General features: G+C 29.9%; 4 protein-coding genes. All 4 read right to left on the reverse strand.

Annotated features, from left to right (window positions below; genetic code table 11):
* Nucleotides 1-1,263 (reverse strand): exodeoxyribonuclease VII large subunit (gene xseA, locus HGPT_RS03395; RefSeq protein ID WP_019138470.1); only part of this gene is annotated, 1,263 nt, incomplete at its 3' end.
* Nucleotide 1,264: 1 nt separating this feature from the next.
* Nucleotides 1,265-1,663 carry a transcription antitermination factor NusB gene (nusB, locus tag HGPT_RS03400; protein ID WP_019138471.1) on the reverse strand — a complete coding sequence of 133 codons (399 nt, stop codon included), beginning with the start codon at nt 1,661-1,663 and terminating at the stop codon, nt 1,265-1,267.
* Entirely contained in the window at nt 1,660-2,046 is a 387-nt protein-coding gene (locus HGPT_RS03405) for an Asp23/Gls24 family envelope stress response protein (protein WP_019138472.1), read from the reverse strand. The genes nusB and HGPT_RS03405 overlap by 4 nt, the downstream gene beginning before the upstream one ends.
* A 138-nt stretch (nt 2,047-2,184) precedes the next feature.
* Nucleotides 2,185-2,916: a tRNA pseudouridine(38-40) synthase TruA gene (truA, locus tag HGPT_RS03410; protein WP_019138473.1), complete on the reverse strand. Its 732-nt coding sequence runs from the start codon at nt 2,914-2,916 to the stop codon at nt 2,185-2,187.
* Nucleotides 2,917-3,072 lie beyond the last annotated feature (156 nt).

Consider the following 3,072-nt stretch of genomic DNA (forward strand, 5'->3'; position numbering starts at 1 on the left):
TTTTTCATTTTCTAATTTGAATGTTAAGTCATAAGACAAAATAAATTTTTCTTGTGCCTTAAATTTTTTATAATCTTCATTTACTTTTGTCTTAAAGTAATAATTTAAAAGCTTTTTATCAAAATCTAAAGACTCTTTTGACTTGTTTAAATTTACATTTATATTATTAGAAATATTTTTAAGCCTGTAGGAATAATTCTCAATTTCCTTTGCCTTATTTAATTTGAAATTTGAAAGATAAAATCTCATATTTTGAAGATCATATTTATGCTTATCAAAAGCTTCATTCATAAGAGAATTTAGCCTTGTCTGAATCCAAAATAAATTTCTTGTCATTTGATTTATCTTATAAACTTGATTTTTTATAGAAATATTTTTATATAAATTAAGAAGTTTTAAGCGATTGTAGTTTAATCTTTTCTCAATTAAATTATTTAACTCAGTCTTTTTCTTATCTAGTTCTGATATAATTTCTTCTTCGCTTCTTGTCACAAGCTCTGCAGCATTGGTAGGAGTTGCAGCCCTTAAATCTGCAACAAAATCGCAAATAGTGTAGTCAATCTCATGACCTACTGCTGAAATTATAGGTATCTTTGAGGCAAAAATTTCCCTTGCAAGACTTTCGTCATTAAAGACAAAAAGGTCCTCAAAACTTCCTCCACCACGAGCAATAATAATACTGTCAACTTTTCTTTCTTCATTAAAATATTTTATACCAGAAATCAAAGATTCTGCAGCAAATTGTCCTTGAACTAGACTTGGATAAACATAAATATCACAACTTTTATTTCTTTTTCTAAAAATATTTATAACATCCTTAATTGCTGCTCCACTTGTCGAAGTTATAAGCCCAATAGAAGAAGGATAAGGACTAAGTTTTTTCTTGTGAGAAGTATCAAAAAGACCTTCTCTTTCAAGTTTTTCTTTTAAATTCAAGTATTCTTGATAGAGCTTTCCCTTTCCATCAAGTTCCATTTGACTAATATATAAAAAAACTCTGCCACTTCTATCATAGTAAGTGACAGTTCCCTTTGCCATAACCTTGGCACCATCGAATAAATCAATATTTATATCCGAAAGATCAGCCATGGCATCAATGCGGGCAAATTTATCCTTTAAAGAAAAATAAACATTTCCATTTTTGTGAAAATTTAAATTAGTTACTTCACCTGTGATGTTAATATCCCTCAAGATATAGTCCATAGATATTAGCTTTTTGATGTAATTATTTAATTCACTTACATTAAAAGCAGACCTTGTCAAATTAAAAACTCCTATAAATTGTTCCCAAAATTCCGTTTATAAATTTAGGTGCCTCGTCAGAACTATAAAGTCGAGCAATCTCAACAGCTTCGTTAATAGAAACTTCCTTAGGAATATCATCTTTATATAAAAATTCATAAACTGCAATCCTAAGAATTTGTCTGTCAACCTTGGCAAGCCTTGCCATAGTCCAACCCTTTAAATTTTTCTCTATTGTTTCATCAACACTTTCAAGCTTATCTAAAATATCTGGCACAACCCTATTAATATAATCAGCTTCATCACCTTGAAAGTTGTTATTTTCCATAAAAACTTCTAAATTATCAAGAGAAAAATCATCATTAATATCCATAGAAAATAGAGCTTGCATAGCACCTATTCTTGCTTTTTTCCTACTCATTTTACAACAGTCTTTTCAGAATTTTTTACAGCAATACCTGAAATGTGAACATTGACTTCAACAACATCAAAATCAGTCATATTTTCAATTGCTTCCTTAACTTCTTCTTGCACCTTTTCAGATACTTCAACAATCTTTATTCCGTACTCAATAGTAATATATACATCTACAATAGTTTCCTTTTCGCCAATATTGACTTTAACTCCCCTATTGAAATTTTTTGTATTTAAAATGTCAGTAACTTGAGACTTAAAATTAGATCCAACTTTAACAACACCATCGACACTTTCAGCTGCAACTGACGCAACTGTAGCAATGACATCTTCAGAAATCTTAACCTTACCGTCTGCTCCATTACCATCAACAAGATATTTATTATCCACTATTACACCTCCAAATTAACTAAAATAATTATACCAAATACTTTTTATATTATCAATTTATTGCAGTTTTAGAGAGATTTTGCATAAAAAATTTAAAATGAAAATATCATTAAAATTAAAATAAAAAAAGCCCGAGGGCTAATACTTTACATCTACTAAGTATAGTCCACAGGCAGGTGCTGTTGGTCCAGCTGCTTTTCTAGATTTTCTCTCTAGTGCATTTTTCATATATTCAATTTCTCTTTGACCTCTACCTATTTCGAGGGCAGTCCCTGTTACAATTCTTATCATGTTTTTCAAAAAAGATTTTACAACAAAATCAAGGTACAAAAATTTTCCATCTTCTATGACATCAATTTTTTCAATACTTCTTATTGAATCCTTAACAATTGCTCCCTTTCCCATAAATGAATTGAAGTCATGTTCTCCAATTAAGTAAGATAGAGCTTTCCTCATTCTATCTGGATCCACTTCATAGGGATATTCATAGGCTCTATTGTATAAAAGTGAATTTCTATATCTAGATCTATAAATCACATAACGGTATTTTTTTAATTTAGCATCAAATCTAGCATGAAAGTCATCTGCTACATACTTTGCATCTATTACAGATACGTCATTTGGAAGGTTAAAGTTTATTACTTTTGGAAGATTTCCAATATCAATTGTAGTATCTGAATAGAAGTTTGCATACTGACCTTCAGCGTGAACTCCCCGATCAGTCCTTCCTGCATAAAAAATTTTCACAGGATGTTTTACGGTTTTTTCTATACCTTTATTTAATTCTCCTTCTACTGTCCTTTCATCTGGCTGAATTTGAAATCCATGAAAATTAGTCCCATCGTAAGATATTTTTATTAATATATTCATAATTTAGATACCACAACTATTATTGTAAAAAATATTAGGTTTCCAAGAAAGATAATTATGTCTTTTTTTACGATTTTTGATGCATTCATTTTTGTTCTGCCATCGCCACCTCTGTAGCATCTTGCTTCCATGGCTGTGGCAAGTTCTTCTGCCCTT

Source organism: Peptoniphilus timonensis JC401 (genome assembly GCF_000312025.1).
GTDB classification, from domain to species: Bacteria; Bacillota; Clostridia; order Tissierellales; family Peptoniphilaceae; genus Peptoniphilus_A; species Peptoniphilus_A timonensis.